The 22,542-nt window shown below is 73.9% G+C and carries 19 protein-coding genes; 7 read left to right on the top strand and 12 right to left on the bottom strand.

The genetic code is table 11. The features are described from left to right. The first annotated feature begins 157 nt into the window (after positions 1–157). From ACZ4Z1_RS23215 to ACZ4Z1_RS23200, 4 genes are all read left to right on the top strand, one after another. Positions 158–385: a hypothetical protein gene (locus tag ACZ4Z1_RS23215; protein WP_468488517.1), complete on the top strand. Its 228-nt coding sequence runs from the start codon at positions 158–160 to the stop codon at positions 383–385. Between the two features lie 124 nt (positions 386–509). Continuing rightward, a complete protein-coding gene (locus ACZ4Z1_RS23210) occupies positions 510–923 on the top strand; it encodes a DUF3662 domain-containing protein (RefSeq protein WP_468488516.1) in 414 nt (137 codons plus the stop codon). 206 nt (positions 924–1,129) lie between these two features. Continuing rightward, positions 1,130–2,035 carry an RNA polymerase sigma factor SigF gene (locus tag ACZ4Z1_RS23205; protein ID WP_468488515.1) on the top strand — a complete coding sequence of 302 codons (906 nt, stop codon included), beginning with the start codon at positions 1,130–1,132 and terminating at the stop codon, positions 2,033–2,035. Between the two features lie 40 nt (positions 2,036–2,075). Further along, complete coding sequence (locus ACZ4Z1_RS23200; RefSeq protein ID WP_468488514.1) at positions 2,076–2,372, top strand: DUF5133 domain-containing protein; 297 nt, start codon at positions 2,076–2,078, stop codon at positions 2,370–2,372. Positions 2,373–2,473: 101 nt separating this feature from the next. Here ACZ4Z1_RS23200 and ACZ4Z1_RS23195 read toward each other — a convergent pair whose 3' ends face one another. Both ACZ4Z1_RS23195 and ACZ4Z1_RS23190 read right to left on the bottom strand, forming a co-directional pair. Next, on the bottom strand, positions 2,474–3,481 hold the full coding sequence (locus ACZ4Z1_RS23195; protein WP_468488513.1) for an NADP-dependent oxidoreductase: 1,008 nt from the start codon (positions 3,479–3,481) through the stop codon (positions 2,474–2,476). A 5-nt stretch (positions 3,482–3,486) separates the two neighbouring features. Next, entirely contained in the window at positions 3,487–3,834 is a 348-nt protein-coding gene (locus ACZ4Z1_RS23190) for an ArsR/SmtB family transcription factor (RefSeq protein WP_468488512.1), read from the bottom strand. 134 nt (positions 3,835–3,968) lie between these two features. Between ACZ4Z1_RS23190 and ACZ4Z1_RS23185 the strand changes: the two genes are divergently transcribed. Next, entirely contained in the window at positions 3,969–5,078 is a 1,110-nt protein-coding gene (locus ACZ4Z1_RS23185; RefSeq protein ID WP_468488511.1) for a Gfo/Idh/MocA family protein, read from the top strand. A gap of 25 nt (positions 5,079–5,103) precedes the next feature. Here the strand turns inward: ACZ4Z1_RS23185 and ACZ4Z1_RS23180 are convergent, their stop codons facing one another. Together ACZ4Z1_RS23180 and ACZ4Z1_RS23175 are read right to left on the bottom strand one after the other, a co-directional pair. Continuing rightward, a complete protein-coding gene (locus ACZ4Z1_RS23180) occupies positions 5,104–5,571 on the bottom strand; it encodes an RICIN domain-containing protein (RefSeq protein WP_468488510.1) in 468 nt (155 codons plus the stop codon). 488 nt (positions 5,572–6,059) lie between these two features. Next, entirely contained in the window at positions 6,060–6,590 is a 531-nt protein-coding gene (locus ACZ4Z1_RS23175; protein ID WP_468488509.1) for a methylated-DNA--[protein]-cysteine S-methyltransferase, read from the bottom strand. A gap of 466 nt (positions 6,591–7,056) precedes the next feature. Between ACZ4Z1_RS23175 and ACZ4Z1_RS23170 the strand changes: the two genes are divergently transcribed. Continuing rightward, complete coding sequence (locus ACZ4Z1_RS23170; RefSeq protein ID WP_468488508.1) at positions 7,057–8,004, top strand: hypothetical protein; 948 nt, start codon at positions 7,057–7,059, stop codon at positions 8,002–8,004. 201 nt (positions 8,005–8,205) lie between these two features. Here the strand turns inward: ACZ4Z1_RS23170 and ACZ4Z1_RS23165 are convergent, their stop codons facing one another. Next, entirely contained in the window at positions 8,206–8,601 is a 396-nt protein-coding gene (locus ACZ4Z1_RS23165) for a DUF779 domain-containing protein (RefSeq protein ID WP_468488507.1), read from the bottom strand. Positions 8,602–8,793: 192 nt separating this feature from the next. Continuing rightward, entirely contained in the window at positions 8,794–9,573 is a 780-nt protein-coding gene (locus ACZ4Z1_RS23160; RefSeq protein WP_468488506.1) for an SDR family NAD(P)-dependent oxidoreductase, read from the bottom strand. A 306-nt stretch (positions 9,574–9,879) separates the two neighbouring features. On the opposite strand from ACZ4Z1_RS23160, the gene ACZ4Z1_RS23155 reads away from it, so the two are divergent. Further along, positions 9,880–12,765, top strand: coding sequence for a LuxR C-terminal-related transcriptional regulator (locus ACZ4Z1_RS23155; protein ID WP_468488505.1), 2,886 nt, complete (start codon positions 9,880–9,882; stop codon positions 12,763–12,765). A gap of 63 nt (positions 12,766–12,828) precedes the next feature. Here the strand turns inward: ACZ4Z1_RS23155 and ACZ4Z1_RS23150 are convergent, their stop codons facing one another. The 6 genes from ACZ4Z1_RS23150 to ACZ4Z1_RS23125 form a co-directional block, all read right to left on the bottom strand. After that, positions 12,829–13,842, bottom strand: a complete 1,014-nt coding sequence (locus ACZ4Z1_RS23150; RefSeq protein WP_468488504.1) for a lantibiotic dehydratase C-terminal domain-containing protein — start codon at positions 13,840–13,842, stop codon at positions 12,829–12,831. Further along, the gene (locus ACZ4Z1_RS23145; protein WP_468488503.1) at positions 13,829–16,423 is read right to left on the bottom strand and encodes a lantibiotic dehydratase; all 2,595 of its coding nucleotides are present in this window, start codon (positions 16,421–16,423) and stop codon (positions 13,829–13,831) included. Before ACZ4Z1_RS23145 ends, ACZ4Z1_RS23150 begins: the two co-directional genes overlap by 14 nt. A gap of 85 nt (positions 16,424–16,508) precedes the next feature. After that, positions 16,509–18,461, bottom strand: coding sequence for a TOMM precursor leader peptide-binding protein (locus ACZ4Z1_RS23140; RefSeq protein WP_468488634.1), 1,953 nt, complete (start codon positions 18,459–18,461; stop codon positions 16,509–16,511). 94 nt (positions 18,462–18,555) lie between these two features. Continuing rightward, positions 18,556–18,738, bottom strand: a complete 183-nt coding sequence (locus ACZ4Z1_RS23135) for a hypothetical protein (RefSeq protein WP_468488502.1) — start codon at positions 18,736–18,738, stop codon at positions 18,556–18,558. 145 nt (positions 18,739–18,883) lie between these two features. Beyond that, positions 18,884–20,467, bottom strand: coding sequence for a SagB family peptide dehydrogenase (locus ACZ4Z1_RS23130; RefSeq protein ID WP_468488501.1), 1,584 nt, complete (start codon positions 20,465–20,467; stop codon positions 18,884–18,886). Continuing rightward, a complete protein-coding gene (locus ACZ4Z1_RS23125) occupies positions 20,464–22,362 on the bottom strand; it encodes a hypothetical protein (RefSeq protein WP_468488500.1) in 1,899 nt (632 codons plus the stop codon). The genes ACZ4Z1_RS23130 and ACZ4Z1_RS23125 overlap by 4 nt, the downstream gene beginning before the upstream one ends. Between the last annotated feature and the right edge of the window lie 180 nt (positions 22,363–22,542).

Genomic DNA, 22,542 nt, shown 5'->3' with positions numbered 1-22,542 from the left:
CCGAGCGCACGCACCGAACGCCGCTCGATGCCCTCCACGGAGATCCATCAGAAACGCCCCAGCCGAGAGCGGCGGTACGCCCGCCGGGCACGCGCCGTCTCCAGCCGTTCCAGTCGAACTCGGCCGCATGCGGCCGGACTACCAGAAGGAAACGACCATGAGCACCTCGCACACATCGTCCGAGAACACGGAATTCGAGGTCCGGATTCCGGCACCGCCCCGGCCGACCGCCCCCGAGCCCGCCGCGCCCGCCCCGCCCCCGGCTCCGGCCGTGCCGCAGCCGGCCCGCCCGAAGTCGGCGGCCGAGGAGCCGCCGCCGTTCGAGGCCCCGGCGGCTCCCGTGGCTCCCGCGCCTCCGGTGCCGCCGGAGATCCGTCACCCGTAGCGGTACGGGAAGACCCGTAACCGGTACGGAGAACGCGCGGCCGGGTCGTCGCCACCGTCGTCCGACGCCCCGAATGGGATACCCCGAACCGGGCACCCGGCGGGGCATGGGAATGCTCACGCGCATGGAAAAGACGGTGGAGCACTGGGAGAGCGCGCTGGTCGACAAGGTGCTCGGCAACGATCCGGTCGAGCTCTGCGACGACCTGCGGCGCGAATGCGACAGTCACGCCGTGGTGTGCGGCCGGCGCCGCGTCCTGGTCCCCAACGCCTACAAGGTGGAACTCGCCGCCGCCGTACACGGACAGCTCGGCGAGCGTGACGGACAGATCGGCCAGGAGCTGACCGACGTCCTGGCCCGGCACGCCGCTGAGCACGACTACGAGTGGGCCGGGCCGCTCACCGTCCACGTGACCTGCGCCGAGGGGCCGTTGGACGGGCGCTACCGGATCACCAGCCAGGCCATGCCCAACATACCGGCGGACGCGTTCAGCGAGACGCCCCCGGAGGCGCCCCTGCCGACGACGCCCGCCCCCTGAAGCGCTCTCCGTGCGCGATACGGTTTGACGCGGTTGTCGGACTTCGTGAAATTCGGGACCAATGTCCCTACCGTCCCGTCCGTTGGTCTGTATTGCGCCACTCATGGCACGACCTGCGCCGACTGTTTTTGATCTGTCAGGAATGAGCGGTGTCGATCTGGGAACCCGCTTCCTCACATCGTCGTCGACGCAGGAAAGGGCGAGTCATGACAACGGCAGCAGTGCAGACTGTGGAACTCGGACAGGCGGCCGGTACGGACCGGCCGGCGAGCGAGACACGGGGTGTTGCCGAGGGACTGCCGTGGGTCGAGGACGCGGGGAAGATCGCTCCCAAGGACGCGCGTGAGCTGTCGAAGCTGTTCTTCGAGCGGCTCGGCCGCCTTGAAGAAGGCACACACGAATACCAGTACGCGCGCAACACGCTCATCGAAATGAACCTGTCCCTGGTGCGGTTCGCCGCCAGCAGGTTCCGCAACCGCGGCAGCGGCGAGATGGAAGACATCATCCAGGTCGGCACGATCGGCCTGATCAAGGCCATCGACCGGTTCGACCTGTCCCGCGAGGTGGAGTTCACCTCCTTCGCGGTGCCGTACATCGTCGGCGAGATCAAGCGCTTCTTCCGCGACACCAGCTGGGCGGTGCACGTCCCGCGCCGGCTCCAGGAGCTGCGGGTGGAGATAGCCAAGGCCAAGGAGCAGCTCGCGGGCACCCTCGACCGCGACCCCACGGTCAAGGACCTGGCCGCCCATCTGAAGATCACCGAGGAAGAGGTGCTCGACGGCCTCATCGCCGCCAACGGCTACGCCGCCGGCTCCCTGGACTCGCCCAACGAGCAGTCCGAGGACGGCCCGGCGAGCGGCAAGGCCCGCACGGTGGCCGACACCATGGGCGAGACCGACCCCGCCATCGAGACCGTCGAGAACCTGCACGCCCTCGCCCCGCTGCTCCAGGAACTGGACGAGCGCGAACGCCAGATCATCGAGATGCGGTTCGGGCAGGAGATGACGCAGTCCAAGATAGGAGAAGCGCTCGGCATCTCCCAGATGCATGTGTCCCGGCTCCTGGCCCGCACCCTCGGTAAGCTCCGTACGGGCCTGTGCGTCGAAGCCTGACGCCCCGCCCGACGCCCCTGTGCGAAGCACCCCTACGACCATGGAGGGAAAGACCGTGTTGATGGCCCACCCCGCGATCCTGCGGGATCTTGTCGAGCAGTACGAGACGCTGCGGACGCTCCATGCGGAGCAGGGCACGCACACCTCGCGGCAGCCGCTGGAGGACGTCTCGTACACCCTGTGCGTCTCGACGGGAACCCGGAAGATCGAGGATGCCCTGGCCGTCGCGCGCCGCCAGCTCGCGGCCGCGCCCCGGGTGACGGACGCCTCGCACCGGATCAAGGACACGGCGAACGCCGCCCCCGCGGACACTTCGGAGGTCCGGCTGACCGCCTGAGCGCTGTGAGCGCTCCCGAGCCCCCTCCTGACACACTGCTGGGAGGGGGCTCGTACGTGCGGCACGTCCTGGGGGCGCCGACGGGTCAGGATCGGCACCCCCTAGAGCCGTACCAGCATCTTGCCGGTGTTGCGGCCGTCCATCATCCCGAGGAAGGCGTCCACCGCGCGGGCGATGCCGTCCTCGACCGTCTCCCGGAAGACGAGCTGTCCGTCGGCCAGCCACCGGGCCGCCTCGCGTTCGAACTGCGGGCGCAGGCCGGCGTGGTCGCCGACCTCGAAGCCGCGCAGGGTGAGGCGCTTCTTGACCAGTTCGGTCATGTTGCGGGGCCCCTGGGGCGCCGTGGTCGCGTTGTACTCGGAGACGGCTCCGCAGAGCGCCGCCCGGCCGTCGCGGTTCAACAGGCCGATGGCGGCCTCCAGGTGTTCGCCCCCGACGTTGTCGAAGTACACGTCGATGCCGTCCGGCGCGATCCGCGCGAGCTGACCGCGTACATCGCCGTCCTTGTAGTCGAAGGCGGCGGTGAACCCGAGCGTGTCCGTCAGGTACGCCACCTTCTCCGGCGACCCGGCGCTGCCGTACACCGCCGCGGCGCCGCGCAGCCGGGCGATCTGGCCGGCCAGACTGCCCACCGCGCCGGCCGCGCCGGAGACGAACACGGTATCGCCCGCCCGCAGCCCGGCGATCTCGGTGAGGCCGACGTACGCGCTGAGGCCCGGCATCCCGAGCACCCCGAGGTAGGCGGAGTCCGGCACGTCCGCGATCCGCTCCCGCTTCGTGCAGCACGTCGCGGGCGCGACGGCGGCCGTGCGCCAGCCCAGATCGCTGAGCACCAGATCGCCCGGGGCGAGACGGGCCGACCGCGACTCCACCACCTCGCCGACGGCGCCGCCGCTCATCGGCCGGTCCAGCCGGTAGGCCAGGGAGCCGGCGCGCTCGGTACTCATCAGGGCCCGCATGTACGGGTCCACCGAGAGGAACCGGTTCCGCACCAGTACCTCGCCCTCGGCGAGCGGCGGCAACTCCCGCTCCACCAGTCGGAAGTCACCGGGCGCCGGGCGCCCTACGGGCCGTGCGGCCAGCTGCCATTCCTGCGCCGTGGTCAGCATGGGCCTCAGCCGGCCACCGGCTGCGGCGCGCCCCGCTCGGCGCCTTCCTTGAGCACCAAGCTGAGCAGGCCGGGGAAGCGGCGGTCCAGCTCCTGTGCGCGCAGCGAGTTGACCCGGCGGGTGCCTTCGTCCCGCTGGCTGATGACGCCCGCCTCACGCAGCACCCGCAGGTGCCGGCTGAGCGCGGACTTGGCGATGGGCAGGTCGAAGGTGCCGCAGGGCACCGCCGATTCGGTGGCGAGCTTGAGCACGATGCTCAGCCGGACCGGGTCGGTGAGCGCGCTCATGACGGCGAACAGATCGAAGTCCCGCTCGTCGGGGTGGAGCAGGGGGGAGGACGTACGGCTGGCCATGTCCTCAGTATCCCCCACCGCCTCGCCCGTATGACCGTCCCGGACCCATGTTCACTTCTAAGTGAACATGGGTTACCGTCATGATCACCGCTCGACCGAGCGCACCACCGCGTGTCCGGTGAAAGGAATCCGCCATGCCCGCGCGCACCCCCTCCGCCGCCCCGATCGGCGTCGGCATCATCGGCCTCAGCGCCTCCGGCGGCTGGGCCGCCCGCGCCCACCTGCCCGCGCTCGCCGCCGTACCGGGCTACGAGCTGCGCGCCCTGTCCGCCAGTACCCCGGAATCCGCGCGGGCGGCGGGGCGGAAGTACGGCGTTCCGCTGGCCTTCGGCAGCGCCCGGGAACTCGTACGGCGCGACGAGGTCGACCTCGTGGTCGTCGCCGTGAAGATCCCGCACCACCGCGAACTGGTCCTGGCCGCCCTCGAAGCCGGGAAAATGGTGCTCAGCGAATGGCCGCTGGGCAACGGCCTCGCGCAGACCGAGGAGCTGGCCGCCGTCGCCGAAGCGAGGGGCGTCCGTACCTTCGTCGGTCTCCAGGCCCGCTCCGCGCCGCCCGTCCGGTACGTACGGGACCTCGTCGCCGACGGGTACGTCGGGGACGTCCTGTCCACCAGTGTCATCGCCTCGGGCCGCCGCTGGGGGCCGCTGTTCGAGCCGGGCGGCGCCTACCTCCTCGACCGCGACAACGGCGGCTCCCTGCTCACCATCCCTTTCGGGCACACCGTCGACGCCCTGACCATGGTCCTCGGCGAGTTCACCGACCTGGGCGCCACCATGGCGACCCGCCGTCCGGAGGTGCACGACGAGGTGACCGGCGAGCCGGCCCGGATGGACGTGCCGGACCAGATCGCCGTCAACGGCGTCCTCGAAGGCGGCGCGGTCGCCTCGGTCCACTTCCGCGGCGGCCTGTCCCGCGCCACCGACTTCCACTGGGAGATCAACGGGACCGCCGGCGACCTGCTGGTCACCGGCGACTCGGGCCATCTGCAGTTCGGCCAGGTCACCGTGTACGGCGCCCGGGGCGAGCAGACGGCACTCGCGGAACTGCCGGTCCCGGACTCCTACGACGCGGCGCTCCCCGCGCTCGCCGGCCGCACCACGGAGGTGGCGTACACCGTGGCCCACGCCTACGAGCAGATCCGGACCGACCTCACGGACGGCACCCACCACGCCCCCGACTTCGGCCACGCCGCACGCCGCCACCGCCTCCTCGACCGTATCGAGCGCGCCGCCGGCTTCTGAGAGGTACCGGGCCCGGCCGCCGGTGTCAGCGGCGCTCCAGCCTCCACCACTGGCCCGGGCGGTCCCGGTCCTCCCACTGCTGGACGTTGGCGCCCGGCTCCGTACTGTCGTCGGCGACCTCCAGCAGCAGGCCGCTGGCGTAGTTGGTCAGCGTGAACGTGCCTGGCGCGGCCACGTCCTGTTCCAGCAGCCACTCCTGCGCGCCGTAGTGGTTCGCCTTCCACTGCTGGACGTTGGCGCCGTTCTCGGTGGAGGCGCCGGTGACGTCCAGGCGCTTGCCGCTGCCCACGTTGGTCAGATGGCGCAGTCCGCTGCCGGGGTGCACCTCGGTGACCCGCCACAGCTGGGCCGGTGATCCGTCCTCCGGGCCCTGCCGCACGTTCGCCCCGCTGCCCTTGCGGCCGTCCTCGACCTCCAGCAGCAGGCCGCTGGCCGCATTGCGCAGCACATACGCCCCCTCGCCGACCGCCGCAAGTCCTTCGGCACCCCTCACGTCCGCCCCTTTTTCCGTTGCCGCGGCCCCTCGCCGCCAGGTCGCTCAAGTGTACGAATACGGGTGTGACTGCCGTGGTCGCCGCGCCGGGAAGTCACGCTGGAGGCGGTTCGAACCATGATCGTCGGGGGTGCGGAGGGGGCCGCTCGAAAACGGTCATGGTGCAGCCGCTGCGTTGACTGGCCCGGAGCCAATATACTCGGCATGGCTTCGGACGCCCGGCCCACCAAGGACGGGCTCCGAGCGAGGCTGCCTGGGTTGGGTGATGCGGGGGATTGCCCGACTCGGGTCCAGCCACAGCCCGGCCGCTCCTCCCGGCCCGCGTACGCGGGCGGTGGGGGGAAGGGAGGAGCGGCGGGCGGAACGGCGCCGGGCGGGGGGCTTGGCGCCGTTCTTCTTGCCCGCGCCGGCCGGGACGGGCCGGGCCATGACGGAACTCAGGTCATGGCAGAACTCAGGTCATGGGAGCGTTCAGGCCGTGACAGGGCTCAGGCCGTGAGGGTGTCCGCCACGCACGCCGCGCCTTCGAGGCGGAGGAGTCGTTCCTTGCGGTGCAGACCGCCCGCGTACCCGGTGAGGGTGCCGTCGGCACCGATGACGCGGTGGCAGGGACGGACGATCAGCAGCGGGTTCCGGCCGATGGCGGTGCCGACCGCGCGGACCGCGGCGCGTGGGGCGCCGATACGGGCGGCGATGTCGCCGTAGGTGCACGTCTCGCCGTAGGGGATGGCCTCCACGGCCTGCCAGACGCGCTGCTGGAAGGGGGTGCCCCCGGGCGCGTACGCGATGGCGAAGCGGGTGCGACCGCCCTCGAAGTAGGCGGTGAGCTGCGCGGCGATCTCCGTGAAGGCCGCGGGGTCGTGGGTCCAGCTCCCGTCGACCGTGGCGCCGCCCTTCTGGTCCGGTACGGACAGGGAGGCCAGTGCGGTGCCGCCGGGCGCGGCGGCGGACCGCTCGCCCACCAGCAGCAGGTCGCCCAGCGGGCTGCCGAGTGTCGTGTGGACCGTCGTGGCCGTCATCGTCCGGCCCCTTTCTCTGTGCTCTCGCGCCGTTCACCGGCTCGTCCGTCACGTCCACTGTGCCGCCGCGGGGACGCGACGGCTGGCGGGAATCGGACGTCGCATTCCGGCTGGTCACGGCAGGGCGGATACGGCGGACGGCGCTCGGCGCACCGACGGCGGGTGCGGCCGGGTACGGGCGGCCGCGGTGGGTGCCGCCGGGGCCCGGTCACCCGTCACGGCAGGCCCCGGCAGCGTATCGCGGTCCCGGAGGTGCCTGCCCGCGCGCCCGCCGCCCCTCCTCCGTACCCGCTGCTCGCGGGCGCCATGACCGGCCCCCGTCCTGGGCAGTATGACCATGCAGGACCCCGGCCGGCCGTGCGGCGGTGAGGCGGGGGAGCCGGGGCATGACCGGGCCGGGGCCGGTCTGGGGCTTCGGCACACCCGTTACGATCGGCGGCATCGTGGCCGTCGCCGGGAGGAAGAGATGGGCTTGTTCCGCCGTGGACCGAAGCGGGACCCGCGCGAAGGCCCGCGCGACGGGGAGTTCGCGTTCTTCTCGGAGCGGGAGGGCGGCGTCTTCCGCTCGCAGGTCCGGCAGGCGTTCGCCGAACGCGGCCTGGAGGTCACGGTGTACGCGGGCGTGGTCGCCGACTCCGGCGGCCGCCAGTTCGGCCTGGGCAACCTCGCCGCGGTCTGCCACCGCGACCGGCGCGGCGAGCGGGTGTGGCCCGCGATGATCCGCGACCACGTGGGCAAGGTGCTGCGCACCATGGACGGGCCGCAGCCGATGGAGACCCTCTCGGAGGACGAGATCCGGGCCCGGCTGTTCCCGCGGGTGGTCGCCGAGGACACACTGCCGCCCGCCGACTCCTTCCGCTACGGGCGCGCGCCCGCCCCCGGGCTGCGCGAGGTCCTCGCCCTGGACCTGCCCGAAGCCGTGCAGATGCTCAGCGAGGACTCCCTGGCGGACCTCGGCGAGGTGCCCGAGCTGCGCATCAGGGCGCTGAACAACCTGCGCGCACTGCCGGTCGAGGGGCACGAGACGGTACGGCGCGGTGACGGCTCGGCCTTCGAGGTGGTGCTGGGCGACTCGTTCTTCACCGCCAGCCGGGTGCTGGTCCTGGAGGACCTGGTCGAGCGGATCATGGGGACGCCGCTGACGGGGGACGGCGCGCTGGTCGCGATGCCCTTCCGCCACCAACTGGCCTTCCACCCCATCCATGACGCGCAGGTCGTCCCGGCGCTCCAGGCCATGGCGCAGTTCGCCGCGGCGGGCCACGCGGACGCGGCGGGCGCGATCAGCCCCAACGTGTACTGGTGGCGGCGCGGCACGATGACGCGGCTGAGCGAGCCGGACGGGGACGGGTTGCGGGTGGTCGTGGACATCGACTTCCAGGACATGCTGGAGCGGCTGGTGCAGGACGAGGCGTGAGCACAGCGGGCGTGCGCCTGTACTGCGGGCCTGCGGCTGAGCCTCGGGCGTGCGTCTGCGCCTGGTGACGAAAACTTTTCGTAAAGTCCGTCTCGGTGGGGAACCCCTTCCCCGGTTCGGTCGTTCAATCTGGGTGAGGCCCCGCGTCATCCCCCGTGCGCGGGGCCTCACCAGGTCCACGGCCGGGAGCGCCGGCCGGCCTCAGTCGCCCAGCCGCGCCCGCTCCTCGTCGCTGAACAGCCGCGAGCGGATCAGGAAGCGCACCCCCTCGGGAGCTTCGAGGGAGAAGCCCCCGCCGCGCCCCGGTACGACGTCCACCGTCAGATGGGTGTGCCGCCAGCGGGCGAACTGGTCCGCGGCCATCCAGAAGTCCACCGCCTCGGCGACGCCCGGCACGGTCAGCCGCCCCAGCAGCACGTCCGACGCTCCCGTACGGAACTCGCCCGCCGGGTAGCACATCGGGGAGCTGCCGTCGCAGCACCCGCCCGACTGATGGAACATCAACGGCCCGTGTACGGCCCGGAGCCGCCGGATCAGCTCCTCGGCCGCCGGGGTCAGGGCGATGCGTTCGGTGCGGTGCTCCGTCCCGGCGCTCATGGCGTCCGCCGGAGCGGTTCCGGGTTCCCGGGCCTGCAGCGGTTCATGTGCCACTCCTTCGCCGTCCGTCCGGATCAGGTGCGGTGCGACTGGGCCGCGCCGCGAGAAGTGTAGTGGGGGCAGCCGGCCTTGACCGTGGACAGGCGGCCGCACCGGGCCGGGGCCTTCGGTCACCGCGCCGGGCCCGGACGTTCAGTGGACGGAGAGGCCGCCGTCCACGAAGAGCGCCTGTCCGGTGACGTACGCCGAGGCGCGGCTCGCGAGGAAGACCGCGGCGCCCGCGAAGTCCTCGGCGAGACCGTTGCGTCCGACCATGGTGCGGGCGGCCAGCTCCGCCACCTTCTCGGGGTCGGACGACAGACGGGCGTTGAGCGGCGTCATGACGAAGCCCGGCACGAGCGTGTTGCAGGTGACGCCGTACGGCGACCACGCCTCGGCCTGGGAGCGGGCCAGCGACTCCAGCGCACCCTTGGACACGCCGTACGCGCCGCTCTGGACGAACGCGCGGTGCGCCTGCTGGGAGGTGATGTGGATGATCAGGCCGAAACCCCGCTCGGCCATGCCGGGGCCGAAGCGCTGCCCCAGCAGGTAGGGCGCCTCCAGGTTGACCGCCATCGTGCTGTCCCACACCGCGTCGTCCAGCTCGCTCATCGGCGGACGCAGGTTGGTCCCGGCGCAGTTGACGAGGATGTCGGGCTCGCCGAACACGCCGGCCGCCTCGTCGGCCGCCGCGCGCACGGCCGTACGCGTACCGAGGTCGGCGCTCACCCACGCGGCCCGGCAGCCGTCGGCCGTCAGCTCGTCGGCCGTGGCCCTGAGCTCCGCCTCCTTGCGCGCCACGACCACGACGCCCGCGCCGGCACGGGCGAGGGCGCCGCTGATGGAACGCCCGATTCCGGAGCTGCCGCCGGTCACCACGGCGACCATGCCGTCCAGCGAGAACAGTTCGGTGAGGTACCTGTGCGAGGTCATTGCCGCACCTTAGACGGGGGGCGGGCGGCTGGGAGTTTCGGGGTGGCGGCGGTGCGGACGTGCTCCGGAGGCGGCGGGACGAGGACGTTCAGGGCCCGGCCCGGGGCGGAAGCCGGAGCGGTTGTCCGACATCCCGGAACCGCGCTTTCGGCAGTGCGGAACCAGCCGTCAGGGGCGCTGAACCGGCCGTTCTTGGCCCGGTCGGCCGTAGCTGTCCGGGCGTGGCACGTATCAGTATGAAAGATGGACGAACCTGTCGGGTGTAAGGACGTCCCGACATATTCATGTCTATGGGGAGGGCTGTCGATGCCGTTAACCGGTCGTGAAGCGGAGCTGGCCCGGCTGGACGGGCTGATCGGGCGGGCCGGTGGCGGCGTACCGGTGATCATCGCGGTGCGGGGGGAGCGGGGCGCCGGCAAGAGCGCGCTGCTGGAGGCGGCCGTTGCCCGCGCCGCTGACGCGGGCTTCCGGGTGGGGACCGCCGCCGGCGGGCCGGCCGTACGGGACTCCCTGTTCGCCGTGGCCCGCCAGGCTCTCGGCCGCCCGGACGGCGACGGACCGGAATCCCTGGACGGCTACGTCGGCCTCGGCCGGGACGCGCTGGCGCGCGCACCCCTCGCGGTGTGCGTCGACGACCTCATGGACGTGGACGCGTCCTCGGCGCGCTGGCTGGTGGCCCTAACCTCGCTCGACCGGCCCGTACCGCTGCTGATCGTCGGAGCGGTCGGCGACGAGGCGGGGTGCGGCCGGCCGGCCGGGGTGGCCGAACTCCTCGCCCGCGCCGAGCACATCGAACTGACCGGCCTGCCGGCGGACGGGATCGCCGAGTTCGCCGCGCGGCAGTGCGGCCTCACGCTCGACGCCGCCGCGGCCGCCGTGTGCCACGAACTGACCGGCGGCAACCCCGGACTGCTGCTGGCCCACCTCGCGGGCCGCCCGGGCACGGCCGTCACGGCCCGGGAGCTGCGCGGCGCGGTCGGTCCCGAAGTACTGCGATGTACCCGCCGGTGGCTCGACGACCTGCCCCGACCAGCCCTGGCCATGGCCAGGGCTGTCGCGGTTCTGGGCGACAGCGCGGAGGTCGCCCACGCCGCCACGCTGGCCGAGCTGCCGGTGTCCGACGCCCTGCACGCGATCGACACGCTCGTGGCACGGCAGGTGCTCGCCAACCGGGTGCCGCCGGCGTTCCGCCATCCGCTGCTGGGCGCCGCGGTGCTCGCCGCAATGCCCGTCGGCTCCCGGATAGCCGCGCACCTGAAGGTGGCCCGGATCATGCGCGACGAGCAGTGGGGCGCGGAACGGATCGCCCCGCAGCTCGCCGCGGCGGGCCCGACCGGCCTGGACTGGGCGGTAGAGCCGCTGCGTACCGCCGCCCGCAAACTGCTGCACGAGGGGCGGGCCGAGGAGGCCAGCCGCTATCTGCGGTGCGTGCTGCGGGACCGGCTGCCCGCGGACGTCCGCTCGGCCGTACGGCGGGAACTGGCCGAGGCCGAGACCTTCGTCGACCCGGACCTCGCGCTCAGCGAGCTGGACACCCTGCTGCGCGAGTCCGAGGACCTCGAAGTCTGCGCCGGACTGGCGCTGGACGTGGCCGGCATGCTGATCGACCGGGGCAGGCCGGTGGACGCCGTCTCCGTACTGGAGGAGACGACCGGCCGGATCGGCAGCGGCCACCCGGCGGCGGTGCGCAGGCTCACGCTCCGGAAGGCGACCGTCTCCCTGCTCGACCCGGCGGGCCCCTCGGCGGAGGCCCGCCGGCTCGCGGACGCACCCGAGCCGGCCGGCGGGCGGAGCAGGGAACTGGCCAACCTGCGGGCCGCGATCGCCGCCGACCGGGGAACGGACCGGCAGGCAGCCCTCGCAGCGGCACGGCAGGCGCTGACCGGTGTCGAGGACGGCGACCTCGCGCGCATCTGGCAGAGCTGCGCCGCCCTGATCCGGGCCGACGAACTCGTCGAGGCACGGGCCCACTGCTGGCGTACCGGCAGGCTCAGCCGCGCCATGTCCGGCCGCCGGGCCTGCCTGACGGCGGACATCTTCCGCGCCCGGATCTGCCGGGTCGCCGGCGACCTGCCCGGCGCCGTGGCGATCCTGCGGCCGGTGGTCGAGGAGATCGGCCCCGGCCGCGGCGGACTGCCGATCATCACCGGCTTCGCGGTGGCCGGTCTGGTGGAGGCGCTGGCACTGGCCGGTGACGAGGACGGGGCCGCCGAGCTGCTGGCCGCGCACGGTCCCGCGGAACACGGGCCGGACGACGATCTGCACGGCCGGTACGAGGGCCCGTACCTGCTCGCCGCACGGGCGGCACTGTGGCGGCTGCGCGGGGAACAGGGCCGCGCGGCCGACGACCTGCTGGCCGCCGGGCGGCAGTTGACGCGCCGGGGCGCCGTCAACCCGGCGGTCGTGCCGTGGCGCTCCCGCGCGGCGCTCGTGTTGGCCGCCGACGGCGCCGCCGACCGGGCCGAGACCCTGGCGCGCGAGGAACTGGAGGCCGCCCGCCGCTGGGGGACGGCACGCACGATCGGCGTGGCCCGGCACGCGCTGGCGATGACCCGGTCGGGCGAGCGCAGGCTCACGCTGCTGGCCGAGGCGGTGCGCCACCTCGAAGCGTCACCTGCCCGACTGGAACTCGCCGTGGCCAGGGCCGACCTGGCCGCCGCGTTGCGTGCCGCCGGCCGGGCGGCCGAGGCGGACCGCGAAGGCGCCGCGGCGCTGGCCCTGGCCGGTGAGTGCGGTGCCGCGCCGCTGGCCCGGCGGCTGCGGGCGGCACCGGAGCCCGCTCCGGCCCACGACAAGCCGCTCCGTACACATCCGCTGCTGACACCGCAGGAACTCAAGATCGCCGGGCTGGCCCGGAGCGGCCACACCAACCGGCAGATATCCCAGATGCTGTTCCTGACCATGCGCACGGTGGAGTTCCACCTGTCCGGCGTCTACCGGAAGCTGAGCATCTCCGGACGCCGGGAACTGGCCGCGGCGATCCCGGCGGAGCCTCCCGCCGAGCCGCCGGACGGCCGGGCGCGCCCGGCCGCCCCGCCGGCCGTCGGCCGGGCCCGCCGCACCGGGCCCGACCCGTGCTCCTGCTCCCGGGCCGCGCCGCCCGAGCCACCGTGCTCCGACGCCCCGGTACGGGCGTCCCGGTGGCACAACGGCTCCCGGCCCGCGGGACTGCGGCCCAGCCCGTCGAGGTGACGGGCGGGCGTGCCCCGGGTCAGCGGACCGCGCCGCCACGACCGGCGGACCGCGTCGCCCGGATCAGCGGACCGGGAGCGAGGGCAGGTCGGCGACGATCCGGCCGGCCAGGAAGCGCAGGTGGTTCTCCTGGTCCAGGGTCAGGCCGAGCCGGTTGTCGGCCAGGTGCACGCAGCGCAGCAGGATCAGCGTGGTGGCCGGGTGCGGCAGCGCGGCCAGGTCGGGGCCCTGGGCCAGCGGCGAGCGCGCCCACTCGGAGGTGAACGTGCCGGAGTCCTCCCAGCCGCTGAGCCGGTCCCGCAGCCGGTGGAGCGACCGCAGCCAGTGCGCCTGCGGGGTCGCTCCAGTGGGGGCGGGGGCGAGCTTCCACACCCGGAGCGCGCGTTCCCGCAGGTGTTCCCGCCTGGCCTGGTAGTGCTCTTCGGTGGCGGCGGGTTCGGTGCCGTCGGCGAACGGGACGAGCGGTTGCCCGCCGGCCACCCACTGCGCGCGCAGTTCGTCGCACAGGGCCAGTACGGCCAGCATCAGGTCCAGGGCGATCGCCGCCCGCTGCTGGCCGGACGCGCCGGCAGCGATCAGCGCCAGGGCCAGTTCGCTGGACTCCTGGAAGTGTTCCTCGGTGGCGGCCATGGCCGCGCCGTGCCCGTACACCGCGTGCTCGCGCCGGTACGGCAGGAACTCGGCCGTGTTGTTCGGGCGCAGCACCCGGTCGTGCTCAGGAAGGCCCTCCAGGGAGGCCAGTTCGCCGGCGAGTCCGGCGTAACGCGTGCGGTTCACGGTGTCCGGTGCCGGGTGGTCCCGCAGGTGGGCGCCGATCGCCGTGGTAACCCGCTCCCGTACCTCGTGGGCCGCTCCCGTACCGGTGGGCAGCAGCCGCAGCCGTACGTGCGGGCCGCCTTCCCAGTACCGCAGGAAGAAGTACCGGTGCAGCAGCCCGTCGGAGGCCAGCCCGGCGACCAGGGGCCGTACGCAGTCGGTGAGCAGGGCGTCGTGGCCGGTGTCCTGGAAGACGTGGGCGCACACCCAGTCGGACGCGCCGGCGGTGCCGGGATCCAGCGGATGGTCAGCGGCGGGCATCGTGACCGACCTCCACGAGGTGTTCGGTGACGCGCGCTCCGGCGTCGCCGTAGTGCGGCGCGGCGGACGGGTCGGGCAGCGCCTCCTGGAGGAACAGCAGATTCCCCTCCTCGGTGAGCATCCGCTCGAACAGCCCGGTCAGCAGCAGGTTCGCGAAGTCGATGTACAGCGGCTTGCGTGACTTCAGCTGCCAGACGTTGCCGCCGGTCAGCGACGACGGGTCCAGCGCGCGCACGAAGCAGCGCTCCGGAATGCCGTGTTCGCGCAGCCAGGAGGCCAGCCGCAGCAGGTACGGGCGGTCCGCCTCGCCCTTGGCACGGACCGGCGCCTCGTCGGTGCGGAACACCCACTGGCGGCGGCTGACCGTGACCGTACCGATCGTGATCCTGGGCTCGCGCAGCACGCCCCGCGCGGTGGCGGGGGAGATGTCGCCGAACATCCGCCGGCCGGGGATCAGCAGGGTCGGTGTGTCGCCGAACGCCTGGATCAGCAGCCGCATCGCCGGTGGCAGCCAGAACTCCGCGATCAGGCTGGGGTGCACCGGACGCACCTCGCGGTCGCGGGTGCGCGACCACAGGACGAGGAGGTCCAGCGCGGGGTCGTGGCGCACCTCCAGGTCGCGCAGCGGGATGCGGCGGTCCGCGGGGCGCGGGCTCGCCGCGCCGGGGTAGTCGATCTCGTCGGTCATGGTCAGGTCGCGCAGACCGACGTTGCTGCCGTAGTGGCGGCAGGTGTCCGCCAGGATCACGTCGCCGGGCGGGCCGGACGGTTCGCCCGCCACGGTGACACCGGCCTGGCCGAGCAGCCGGCGGATCCGGTCGCGGCCCCGCCCGTGCCCCGCGTTGACGGCGTTGACCACGAACCCGGCCGGGTCCTGCGGCCCGCCGGTCAGCTGGCCGTAGAACGCGACCGACCCGGGCGGCCGCATCCACGCGGGCCAGGTGCCGGCAAGCGCCTCCAGCCGGGCGGGGTCGACGTGCACCACCCCGTCGGCGTCCGGCCGCGCGTTCAGGGCCGCGCCGGTGAGTCCGGCCCGTACCCGCAGCAGCTCCTTGATCCGGGGCAGCGGGCTGTCGGCGAGCGGAGCGTAGCCGTGCTGCGAGACGGACAGCAGGCCGGGCAACTGCGGGTCCGTGCGCAGCTCTTCCTGTACGGCACGGTGGAACGCGAGGAACGGCACGCCGGCGCCGGGCCCGAAGCGTGTGGTGAACAGCCGGGCCAGCGCCACCCGGCCGGGCAGCGCCGGATCGAGCGCCGCGTAGCAGCGGCGGACGGTGTCCAGGTCGCGCAGCACCGGTTCCCACGCCCGCCGGTCCTGGGCCGGGGGCGGCCCGACGAGCAGGGCGTTCTCGATGATGTGGTTCTTGGGCGGCACGGTGACCCGCTCCGGCCCGACGAGTTCGGCGATCCGCTCCAGGGCCTGGTGGATCTCGTGGTTGCGCCGGTGGCGGTCGTCCGGGTCGCGCAGCTCCGGATATCCGTCCAGCAGCGCGGCCACCTCCTTCAGGCGCGCCGACACCTCGGCCAGGCCCGGGCCCCCGGTGTCCACCCAGGCCCGCAGTTCGGCGAGCGGGTCCGCCGCCTGTTCGGGGAACGGGGCCACGGTCTCCAGCGCACCGAGTTCGGTCAGCCGCGCGAGGTAGCGCTCGGCCTGTTCCGGTGTGGCGCCGCTCCGATCGGCCAGGCGGGCGGCCACCTCGCGGCGCGTCCGGGCACCGTCGGAGACGAGGTCCAGGCAGGCCCGCACCGGCGCGGACACCGGCAGGGTACGCAGCGGCTCCTCCTCGCCCGGCCCCAGGAACTCCCAGTGCCCGTCCGCCAGGAGCGTGCTCGGGTTGACCCGCAGCCGGGCGGCGGGCGCCAGGGCCGGGTGCTCGCGCAGCCGGCGGACCAGCTGCTGGACGACCCAGAGGTTGATTTCGACGGTGTCGCGCACCGCGAGCCCGGCCGCGTCCCCGCGCGGGCCGTCCCACCGGCCCAGCCCGCTGACGGTGAAGGTGCTGAACGGGCTGGTCTTGGCCGTCACCCGGGACAGGTACTTGGCCAGCCGCAGGGCCAGCTTCCGGTCCGGCGGGGTGCCTTCGGGCCGCTGGAGCCACTTGCGCAACTGCTCGTGGAGGACCGGGCTGCCCTGGATCAGGCCGTGCCGGAACACCGGGTGCGCTACCGCCTCGCGCAGCGCGGCGTGGCGGCAGGCCGCGTCCTGGGGGAGCAGGCGGTCCAGGTGGGCGGTGTCCTCCCGGTGGGCCGCCAGGAGTTGCGACCACCGTTCGATGTCCGCCACCACCCCGGCAGGCAGAGCGGCGCGTACCTCGTCGTTCCAGCAGCGCCCGCCCGGTGTCCGCCGGTTGTGCACCGCCCGGCGCAGCGCGACCAGCGCCGGCTTGACGGCGGGGGCCCGCCCGATCAGCTCGTACAGCGCGTCGGACAGTTCCGCGCCGCGCTCGGCCAGTTCGCGCGCGCCGTCGAGCAGCGTGCCGGTCCGCCGCCACACCTCGTCCGACCGCAGGCTGTCGAGCACCGGCACCGGCAGCCCGCCGATGCGTACGCCGAACGTGTCCGCGACGTGGAAGCCACTCATCGTTGTCCCTGCCTTCGCGTGCGGGTCGGCTCTGGTCGTTGCGTACGGGCGGGTCCGGCCGTACGGGGAGGGGGCGGCCGGAGTGTCACGGGAACGGGTGCGGGTGCGGGTTGACGTCCGCGGGCTCCAGCGGCCCGTTCCGGTGGCCGAGCCGGGCCGGCAGTTCACGCAGCCGGGGCAGGCCGTGGGTACGGCGCATCCGGTGCCCGAAGGTCATCGGCAGCAGCCCGGGGATGATCACCTTCGCGCAGGCGAAGCCGGCGGCGCGGTGCTCGTCGGTGCTCTGGTCGACCACGATCACGTCCAGGCCGCGCTCGGTGAAGCGCTCGACCACCTCGGTGAGGTCGTCGCGCAGGTCCGCGTTGCGCGGCCGGCACGTCGCCCGGGCGAACGCCTCGGCCACCGGCTGCTCCGCGTCCTCACCGGGCAGGAAGCCGAACCGGCCGTAGGCGTCCGGGTGGCAGTACAGCAGCGCGTGGTCGCGCATCTCCCGCACCTGGTCCGGGTCGGCGACCATCGCCTCGATCCGGCGCAGTTCCTCGCGGTAGGCGGCGCGGTTCCAGCCCAGGTTCGCGGTCAGCTCCAGCAGGCCGTTGAGCAGGGCCTTCTCGGGGACGAAGTGAGCCCCCGCGGCACAGATCGCGGCGGGCTCCAGCCCGTCCCCGGGGTGCACGGCCATCACCCAGGACGTCGCGATGCCGTGCTCGGGCGTGGTGGCGAAGGCGGCGACCCGGTGGCCGGTGTCCTGCCGGATGCGCTCGGCCAGCAGTCGTACCGCCGGATCGGCCACGGTCCCCAGGTCGATACGCGGCACGGGCAGCCGGGCGTACCAGGTGAGCAGGAACGCGTCGCGCTCGGCCAGTTCCAGGATGCCGTGCAGCGCGGCCTCCTCCAGGCAGCCGCCGAGGGCGCAGCCGTTGGAGACCTCGTACGCCAGCGGGCGGGCCGTGGAACTGCCGTGCCGGGTGCGGTAGTAGGCGTAGTCCTCGGGCACCAGCACGGGCGCGTCGCGGCCGAAGGAGTGCCCCCACACCCAGTTGATCTCCAGGTCCGGGGTGAACTCCGGGTAGGGAAACTCCGGGTCCGCGTACCGTTCCGGCGGGTACAGGCCCAGGTCGGTCGGGCAGACCGCACGGTCGGCGACCTGCTCGTAGCCCGCGCGCACGGTCGTCCGCCGGCCGCCCGGACGCGCGCCGCCCAGCCGCTCCAGGGCCTCGGCCAGCGCGGTGCGTTCGCATCCGCCGTAGTCCAGGCCGCGTCCGAAGCCCGCCTCCTGGATGCCGTCGGGCAGCCGCAGGGGCGCGGAGACCATGGGGTAGGCGTAGTCGGTCCGTACGTCCAGCTGCCGGACGATGCCGGTGTGCCCGTCCACGTACGTACGGAGCAGGTCGTCCCAGCCGGTGTCCAGGCTGCGCACGCGGTAGGTGTCCCGGGCGAGTTTGGGCCGTGGGGTGTCCGTCAGGACCGGCGGCCGGTCGTCGGGGAGGCTGCCGCACCGGGGGCAGCAGGGGTCGGGCAGGAACGGGTGGGAGTCGGCGGTGAGGCCGGCCAGGCCGATGATCGTGATCGCGTTGCGGGTGCCGGCGCGCTCGGGGTCGTCGAGGACGGCGGTGGCCTCCGCCTCCACGACGGCCGCTACCGCGTCGCGCGCCCAGGCGGACAGCAGCGGCGACGGCCGGCCGGCCAGCTCCTCGCCGTGGCGGCGCAGCAGTTCGGTGCGCGGGCTGTCCGGACCGAGGGCGCGTTCCCTGCGGGTACGGGCGCACAGCGCGCAGCCCGGGCGTCCCGGCAGGACGAGCGGCCCGATGACGACGTTGCCCAGTTCCACCCGGACGGGCAGCCACGGCAGGGCCGGGCGGTTCGTCCCGACGGTGTCCTGCCAGCCGTCGTCCACGGTGAGCAGCGCGGCGCACCGGTCGCTGTCCTCGGCGGCCGGCGGGTGCCGGCGGGAGACCGCGTCGCGGACCGCCTGTGCGAGCAGTCCTTCGCCCCGTACCGCGAGTCCGGTCGGCCGGTCCGGCACGTTCCCCTTTTGCATCCTTCGCACGTCCCGTCTTTCCCGTCCCCTCAGCGGCACCGGGCCGTGCCCGACGCGTACGACGCGCCGGGCACGGCCCTGCCGTGCGGCCTGATCAGCAGCAGCAACAAGAGCAGCAGCTCGCGGGGGAGCCCTGCGAGGTGCAGTTCGATGCGCCGATCTCGACCATGGCGTGGCCGACGTTGATCGACTCCAGGGTGGAGCCGGGGGCGGTCGGCAGGATGTCGAGCTGGTCCACGCTCAGGTCGTCGAGGTCCAGCACCAGGTTCGTGTCCATGTCGTGTCCCTCCTTCCTCTGTGGGTGACGGTTGCGGACGGCGGTCGCCCGCTGTCCGAGCTGATTCTGTGATCCGCGAAGGCCGCGGGTCTCTACGGGAGGCCCGTAGGGTTCGCCCGGGAGCGGGGCCCTACGGTGCCTGTGGTCACCAGTCCAGCGGGGGCTCGTACTGGGACGTGGCCTGCCGCCGGCCCAGCACGACCGCGAAGACCGGCACGTGCGCGTCACCGCCGCCGAGCAGCTGCCGCACGACCCGGTCGTCGTACCCGTTGGTGATCCGGGCCGAGAGGCCCTCGGCGGCGGCCAGCACGCTCAGGCGCTGGGCCGCGATGCCGCCCTCGTGGTGCAGGATCCGGTAGCCGCGGTCCCCGAACCCGCGGTCGCCCTCGTAGCGGTCCACGGTGAGGAAGACGACCGCGTTGGCGCGCGCGGTGTTCACCGACGGCGTGCGGTCGCACAGCATGGCCACCGTGGGCCGCCCGTCGCGTCCGGGCACCGGGACGAGCGCGGGGGACGGGTCCAGCCGGTACAGCCCGGCGGCCTGGCCGGTGGTGTTGAGGGTCAGTACGTGGCAGTCCAGCAGCGGCCGCAGCGGCGCGTCCCCGTGGTCCGAGGGCACCGGTTCCAGTACGTACCGGAGCAGGTCCGCGAGCTGCTGCCGCGGCAACGCCGTACCGGCCGGCAGGAACATCCGCCCGCCCGAGTCCCTGCGGCGCAGCGCGTCGCCCAGCTCCACGCTCTCCGGCGGCCGGTCGTCGTCGGCGAACGGTTCGGCGGGACCGCCGGCGGGCCGGTGGAACGGTGCCGGGTCGACCGGCGCGAAGCGGGCGTCACCGGTCAGCCGGCTGCCGGCGTCCAGCGTGGTCAGCCGCGTCCAGCGTGCCGGATCCTCCCGGTTGGTACGCACATGGTCCGTCACGAGGGGCGGCAGACCGGGCGCCGGGGCCGCGGGCACACCGTCCCGCGCCCCGATCTCCAGCACGGCGAACGCGGTCTCCTCCGTACTGTCCAGGCCCAGTGCCCGGTTCACCGGCTCGTCCAGGAACCGATGGTGCACGCGGGCGTCCAGGCCGAGTGCTCCGGCGACCATGAGCGCGTTGCCGATGACCATGCCGGACTCCTGTGCGCACAGCCGGTAGGCGTAGTCGCGGTACCGGAAGGCGGTCTTGCGGAAGTAGGCGGAGAGCAGGAGCAGTGCGGTCGTGTCCCGGCCCTTGCAGGTCACCGCAGCCCGCAGCTCGTCCGGGATGCCGCCGGGCCGCAGTGCGGTCAGCGCGTGGTGGAGCGGGTCGTAGTGGTGACACCCCGCCGGTACGTCCCCGGTGTCACCGCCCAGCCACACGTACAGCTCCACCGGGTAGAAGCAGCGCGCCGAGGCCACCAGCCGGTGGTACGGCCAAGCGGCCTGCGGGCCCAGCTCCATGCGGCCCAGACCGTAGGTGTGGTGCAGCAGCGCGGACAGCGTGCTCCCGTCCCAGGGCCTGCGCGGCGGACCTCCGGGATGCCGGTCGCGGAAGCCGGGGAACGACCAGCGCGCGTCACCGATACGCCGGGGCGGGGCGGCCAGCACGTGGCGGGGCAGCCCGCGGTAGGTCTTGCTCGGCAGCGGATCGTCCGGCCCGCCCTCGGAACCGTGCCCTTCGGCGAACAGCTCCCGTACGCCCTCGAAGGTGTCGTACCAGAACCGCAGTCCCGGCGTCCCGGCCCGGCCGGTGGTGGCCCCGGTCATCCGGCGAGCACCACCCGGACGATGTTCGGCAGCACCTCGTGCACGGCCGGGTCGTGGTCGAGCGGCACCACGACGGGGGACCGCCCCCGCGACGCCAGCGCCTCCACCAGCGCGGGCAGGTCCGCGTCCGCCGGTACGGCCGTGCCGCCCGGCCCGCGCGGCGGTGCCCCCAGCTCCGGGACCGGTCGCGGTGCGTACGCGGACTCGCCGGTCAGCTCGGACTGCCGGTCCAGCAGGACCAGCTCGAGCCCGTCGGTCACCGCGCCGGGGCCGCAGGTCACACCGGCCGGCCGGCTGCCCTGCCACCAGGCCAGGACCGGCACACCGAGCGCCGTGCCGATGTCGGCGGCCACGGCCTCGCCGCCCGCCGGGCGCAGCATGTCCAGGTGGCGGCGGCCCGCTTCGTCCAGCGGCGCGCCCGCCACGTCCAGCCGGACCGGCTCGACGGCACCGGTCCGTGCGTCCTCCACCGCCAGCCGCGCACACTGCTGCGCGACCGCCGCGGTGACCGCCTCGGTCCAGTCGAGCGCGGTGGCCACGCCGGGGCCCGGCGTGAACACGTCCCCGGCCGGCACCGTCGTGACCTCCTTGCCGGCCAGGTCCCAGCCCCGTACCGAGCCGTCGCCGGTGCACCGCCGCGGGTCGGGCGCCGTCACCGCGTACCGGGCCAGCCCGCGCAGCGCCGCCCGCTGCCGGGCCTGCGCGAAGCCGGTGCCCCAGCCGAAGACCCGCTCGCCGTCCTCCTCGGGCCGTACCGCTTCGGTCACGTGCAGCGGCAGCTGCGTGAAGTCGCCCTCCTCCAGGGCCCGCAGCACCCCCGTGTACCGGTCGAAGCAGGTCGCGGCGCGTGCGGAGAACTCCTCGGCGCTCAGCGGGCCGGCCGAGCGGAGCCGTTCGACGCGCTGCCCGAACTCCTCGGCGCTCTCCTCCGGCGCGTCCACGGCGGACGGGTGCGGGAGGAAGGAGTGCGTCGAGGTGCGCAGGGTCTCCAGGTCGATCCGGGTCAGCGCCGGCTGCTCGTCGTCCCGGGCGCCCGTCAGCGCGGTGAAGCAGGCCAGGCCCAGATGACCGGCGACCACGGCCGCGGCCGGGCCGGTGAGGAAGGTGCTGGGCCGCGACGGCTCCGGCGCGGACAGGCGCTGCCAGGCCGACGCCCAGGCGGCGCCGGACGGCCCCAGCCACGCGACGTCGTCCAGTACGACGCCCTGCACCAGCAGTTGACCCGCCTGCTCGCACAGCCGATGCAGCCGTACGGCCCGCTCCGCCACCGGCGCCGAGGACACGTGCACGACGGCGTCGGCCCCCTCCAGCGCCGCCGCGAGTTCCGCGTCGGAGTCACCGGACAGGGCCGTCCGGATCAGCTCCTGGTCCGCGTCGCGCCGTTCGGACCCGCCGGTCAGCTCGGTCAGCCGGTCCTCGTCGGTGGGGAACTCCGGGGTGCGCACCGCACGCAGCCGGCGGACGCCCGAGTGCAGCGCCGAAGCGATCAGCGCAGTGAACGCGGGCCCGGCGCCCAGCACCACCACCGAGCTGTTGCGGTACGCCTCGAAACGCCGGGTCGCCGAACCGCGGTAGTACGCGACGAAGGCGATCTCCGGCGCGTACGTCTCCAGTTCACGGGCCGTCAGGCCGTGCGGCTCGTCCTCCTCCGCGTCGGTCAGGCAGCCGCCCTCCTCCAGGCGCCGCAGCAGGGCCGTGACCACGGCTCGCTTGTCGTCCGGCAGGCCGTGCAGCAGGCCCTCCAGGGTGGTGGTCCCGTTCAGGTGCGGCGCCAGCCGGTCCACCCACCGGTAGATGGCGCCGCCCCGCAGTTCGAGGTTGGCGCCGGCACCGAACAGGTGCACCCCGTCCGCGGTGGGCACGTACAGCACGTCGGGCTTGAGTTTCGGTCGCATGGTCTGTCCTCGGGGTCGGCGGATCGCCCCCGAGTGTCACCACCGCCCGCTGGGCACGTCTCTACGGCCGGACCGTAGACCGACCACAGTGATCGCACTACGGTCCGGCGGCGGCCGTGAACCGTGCCGCGGGGCCCGGCGGCGGGCGGGAGCGCGGCAGCCCACCGGACCGGCCGGCCC

The sequence above is a fragment of the Streptomyces sp. NPDC030165 genome, assembly GCF_055573595.1.
This window is presented reverse-complemented; position numbering and strand designations above follow the sequence as displayed.